Source organism: Acinetobacter sp. 25-47-130 (assembly GCF_056779705.1).
Genome location: NZ_JBWYII010000025.1, coordinates 1 through 459, shown reverse-complemented (window position 1 = coordinate 459; position 459 = coordinate 1). Strand labels below are relative to the sequence as shown.

The 459-nt window shown below is 44.7% G+C and carries 1 protein-coding gene; it reads right to left on the bottom strand.

The window, feature by feature from the left end; genetic code table 11:
- Positions 1-43: 43 nt before the first annotated feature.
- The coding region (locus AC1M83_RS14180) for a CoA-transferase (protein ID WP_481590943.1) at positions 44-459 on the bottom strand (416 nt) is incomplete at its 5' end.

Here is a 459-nt window from a genome sequence, read left to right as displayed (position 1 = left end):
ATGATGTATGCGTTTTTCATAGTGTAAGATCCTAAAACCAGTCTTAAGCCTGAGTGGCATCAATGAGTTTGGCACCCGTCATCGATTGAAGTTCTTCAAAAGATAAGCCTTCAACTTTCTCAATCACTTTCATGCCTTCAGGTGTTACATCAATCACACAAAGGTCAGTATAGATACGATCTACACACTTTAAGCCTGTCGCAGGATAAGTCAGCTCAGCAACGATTTTAGGTTCGCCTTTTTTCGTCACATGATCGGTGGTAATAAAGACTTTTTTCGCACCCACGGCTAAGTCCATTGCACCACCCACAGCAGGGATGGCATCAGGTGCACCGGTATGCCAGTTTGCAAGATCACCATTTTCAGCGACTTGGAAAGCACCCAAGACTGCGATGTCTAAATGACCACCACGCATCATGGCAAATGAATCACCATGATGGAAGAAAGCTCCGCCTTCTA